Genomic DNA, 4,743 nt, shown 5'->3' with positions numbered 1-4,743 from the left:
GGTGTACGTGAACATCTTCGCGAAGGCGGCGCGTCGGCTGGCGCGGAAGGATCCGTCGGCACGCATGACGGTCACCGAGATGCTGCCGACGCCGGAGCAGGCCTGGCTGACCGACGACGAGGGCAACACCTACACCTCGGAACTCCGCTTCGTCGCGGTGACCGACTGATCCGATCCTTCCGCTGTTCCCGCCCGGGGCGGTCCTGATCTCCAGGACCGCCCCGGGCTTTCGTCTGTGCCCGCCCACTCGCTCGTCCGCCAACCGTATGTACGAAAGCTCCCGCAGCACACAGCAAAGCGGTGGGACACCGTCCTCCGGTGTCCCACCGCTCCCTGCCGACTCGTACCGTCAGCCGTCCGTCGCCCTCCCGCTCGATCCCTCGTCGGCGCCGGCGATCACCGCGTCCATGACCTCCGCCAGCCGTGACACATGCGGCGGCTTCATCACGCCGAAGTGGTCGCCCGGCACCCGGTGGACCTCCACGCCCTCGGTGAGCAGCTCACGCCAGCGGCTCAGATAGTCCGCGAAGGACTGGCCGAACGCCACCTCGTGCTCGCCCTGGGCGAGTTCATCGCTGACGATGAGATGGAGCCGGCCGGCGAACGGGCGGTGCCGGTAGGCCAGATCCATCTCCATCACCTCCCGCCAGATCCGGGCGGCGCGCGGCCACGCCTCGCCGACGCCCTCGTCGGGCAGAGTGATACCGGTCTCCTCGTCCACATCGTCGACCAGGTGGTTCAGCAGATCCAGGATCTCCGCCCGGCGCTCCGGCGTGTCCGCCTCGGTGCCGCCCTGTGCCACCTCGTTGACCAGCCGTTCCAGTCGGCGGATCAGTGCCAGCTCCCGCCAGCCCTCGGCCCGTTCGTGCGCGTCGAGACCTGGGTCGAGGAGCATGAAGGTGACCTTCTCGCCCGCGCCCACCAGCCGGCTCGCCATCTCCGAGGCGATTCCGCTGCCGCCGCACCAGCTGAAGAGTACGTACGGACCGACGGGCTGGAGGGCCCGCAGCTCGGTGAGGTAGCGCTCGGCCATCTCCTCGGCGGTCGGCGGGCTCGCCGAGGTGTGCGGTCCGGGCCACTCGAACGCGGCCACCGGCCGGTCCGTCCGCAGATGCGGTGCGAGCCGCAGATACCAGTGGGCGCTGCCACCGCCCGGATGGACGAAGAACAGCGGACGGCCACTGCCCTTCTCGCGGATCCACAGCATCGCCCGGTTCGCCTCCTCGCCCTCCTTGCCCGTCGCGCCCTCCGCGGCCGACGTGCTTCGGGCGGATTCGATGCTCGCGGCCAGACCGGCGACCGTACGGTGCTCGATGAACGACCGGAACCGCAGCTCCAGTCCGTGCCGGGCGCGCAGTGTCGCGACGATCCTCATCAGTGCCAGCGAATGACCGCCCAGCTCGAAGAAATCGTCGTGCGCGCCGACGCGTTCGACGGCCAGCGCCTCGCTCCACGCGTCGGCGATGGCCTGCTCCAACTCGCCCGAGGGAGCCGCATACGGCGGCAGGAGCGCGGGCCGTGCGCCGTCCGGTACGGGAAGCGCCGCACGGTCGATCTTGCCGGCGGGCGTGAGCGGGAAGGCGTCGAGGACGAAGTAGTGCGTCGGCAGCAGTCCCTTCGGCACCCGGCCACGGAGATGCTCGCGCAGTTCGGCGGGCTCGGCCTGATGTCCTTCAGCGGTCTCGACGTACGCGACCAGTGTCGCGTCGGCCGTGCCCGCGCGGTGCACCGCCACCACCGCCGCGGCCACCGCCGGATGGCCGAGCAGCAGATTCTCGATCTCGCCCGGCTCGGCACGCAGTCCGCGCACCTTGACCTGGTGGTCCTGGCGGCCGTGGTACTGGAGTGTGCCGTCGGTGTTCCGCGACACCAGATCGCCGGTGCGGTAGAGCCGCGCTCCGGGACGGCCGCCGTACGGGTCGGGCACGAAGCGTTCCGCCGAGAGGTCCGGACGGTTGAGATAGCCACGGGCCAGTCCGGCGCCGCCCACATACAGCTCGCCATGGACTCCGTCCGCGACCGGACGGAGGTCCGCGTCGAGGACGTACACCTGGAAGTTTCCGATCGGGCGGCCCATCGACGGCGAGGACGGCGGGCCACTCACCTTGGCCGTGCCGCTCACCTTGGCCGGTCCGCTCACCCTGGCGGTCCCGCTCACCCGGGCGGGAGGCACCGGCGCGAGAGTGGCGCACACCGAAGTCTCCGTCGGTCCATAGGCGTTGATGAAAGTCACCCGGTCCGACCAGCGCGCCGCCTGTTCGGCGGAGCAGGCCTCACCGGCCGACACGAGTACACGCAGGTGCGGGAAGTCCGTCGGCGTCAGCCGGTCCAGCAGCGACGGCGGCAGTGTCATATGGGTGACCAGACCGGCCTGCTGCCGCAGATCGCCCGGGTCCGTGTCCGGCGGTGGCAGCACCAGTTCGGCGCCGTTGGTGAGCGCCATGATCACCTCCCAGACGAAGGCGTCGAAGCTCGGCGAGGCGAACTGGAGCACCCGGTCGCCCTCGCTCACATCGAGATGCTCACGCTGCGCGTACCGCAGATTGAGCGGTCCTCGATGCGGCACTCCGACGCCCTTGGGCAGTCCGGTCGATCCGGAGGTGTAGATCACATAGGCGAGACTGTCGAGCGAGGGCCGGCCTCGGCCTTGGCCTTGGCCTCCAGGAACCGGCGCCGGAACCTCCCCGTCCGTCAGTCCGCCTTCGTGCAGCTCCTCAACGGTCTCCACCGTGCAACTCACACCGGACGGAAGGCCGGTACGCAGCGCGCGCGTGCTGAGCAGGACCGTGACCTCCGCGTCCGTCAGCATGTGCCGCAGACGCTCGGCCGGATACTCCGGATCCAGCGGCAGGAACGCGCCACCGGCCTTGAGCGTCGCCAGCAGAGCGACGATCAGATCCGGCGTACGGGGCAGATACAGGCCGACGATGCTGTCGGGGCCGACACCCAGGGCGCGCAGCCGTCGCGCCAGCCGCTCGGCGCGCTCGTCCAGCGCGCGGTAGTCGACGGTGTCGTTCCCGTACCGCAGAGCGACCGAGTGCGGTGTCGACCTGGCCTGTTCGGCGGCCAGTTCATGCACCAGCAGACCGGCCGGCACCGGCCGCTCCGTGTCGTTCCCGTGGTGTACGGTCCGGTCGTGGTCGGCGGGCGGCAGCGTCAGCCCGTACGCGTCACCGTCCGGATCGGCGGCCATCGCCTCCAGTACATGACGGTAGACGCGGCCCAGCAGTTCCAGCCGTGTACGTCCCACCAGGCTCGGCCGGCCGCCGAGCCGCAGCACGCCCGGGAACGTCCATACCTCCAGGGCGAGTTCGCTGGGACTGAAGTCGTCGACCATACCGACCTCGTCCGACCCCCAGTCCAGCACATGGAAGTCGAGATAGCCGAAGGCCACATCGATGAGCGTCGGCGAAGTGCCCCACTCCCGCTGCATGGCCGGCATCGGATAGCGGCGGTGCGGCCACAGCTCGGCCTCGCCTGCGAAGACATCGCGGACCAGCTCACGCCAGGTCGAGGCCGACAGATCGGCGGCGAACGGCACGGTGTTGAGATACAGCCCGCGCACCTCGTCGCCGCGCGCCAGCTCCGGTCTGCCGTTGCAGACCAGCCCGGTGTGGAAGCGCCTGCGGCCGGTGACCACGCCCAGCGCCCGCAGATGCGCGGCGTGCAGCACGCTCTTCAGCGAGCCGCCGGCCGCCGCCGCGAGCCGCCGCAGACCCGTCAGCAGATCGCGGTACGGCACATCGATGATGGTGGCCTTCTCGTCCTGCTCCGGGCTGCCCCAGGCCGGCGGAAGCTCGAACTTCTCGCTGCCGCCGATCCGTTCGGCCCAGAACGCGCGGTCCTCCGCCGAGTCGAGCGCGGCGCGCTCCAGCGCGATGAAATCGGCGAACCGTACATCGGGCGGCGGTGGCAGATCCGGTGTCCGGCCCTGCCGTACCGTCCGGTACAGGGAGATCAGCTCGGCGACCACCGAGGTATGACTCCAGCCGTCCAGAATGGCGTGCGCCTCGATATGGGTCAGCCACCACTCCTCGTCGGAGATCTGATGGACGTGGTAGCGCAGCAGCGGAGGACGGCCGAGATCGAAGGGCCTGCGCCGCTCGCCCACCAGGAAGCCGTCCACGACGGCCCGCTGGTCCACCGCCGGCATGGACCTCAAGTCATCGAATCCGAGCGGCAGTTCGGCCTCACGGTGGACAAGCTGCATGGCCTCGGAGTAACCGGACAGATCGAACGAGGTCCGCAGGATCTCATTGCGCGCGACCAGCAGCCGGGCCGCCTCGGTCAGCGCCGACTGATCGAACGGCAGCTCGTCGTGGACCTTGTAGCAGGACACGTTCTGGTAGACGGCGCGGTCGGTCGCGGCCAGCATCTCGTAGACCATCCCGGCCTGCGTCTGCGCCATCGGGTACGCGTCGTCCAGACCGTCCGGAAGCCGGGCCCGGTCCACCTCACTCACCAGGGCGAACCGCTCCACGAGCGCGTCGGCCGCCGCAGAACCGGCCGTGCCGTCGGCGGACTTCGCGCGCGAGCGAACCAACTCCGCCAGCTCGGCCACGCGCTGATGGGTGAACAGGTCGTGCACGGACACCTCGAAGCCCTGCTCACGCAGCCTGCCGACGGCCCGGATCGCGCGCAGCGAGTCACCGCCGAGCTGGAAGAAGCTGTTGTGCACACCCACCTTGTCGACGCCCAGGGCCGCGGCGAACGCCTCGGCGAGCGTCCGCTCCAGCGCGTCGC

The 4,743-nt window shown here is 70.2% G+C and carries 1 protein-coding gene; it reads right to left on the bottom strand.

The features are described 5' to 3' along the window. Nucleotides 1–349: 349 nt before the first annotated feature. The coding region (locus tag GA0115259_RS26050; protein ID WP_141716694.1) for a non-ribosomal peptide synthetase at nt 350–4,743 on the bottom strand (4,394 nt) is incomplete at its 5' end.

The organism is Streptomyces sp. MnatMP-M17 (assembly GCF_900091995.1).
Classification (GTDB): domain Bacteria; phylum Actinomycetota; class Actinomycetes; order Streptomycetales; family Streptomycetaceae; genus Streptomyces.
This window is presented reverse-complemented; position numbering and strand designations above follow the sequence as displayed.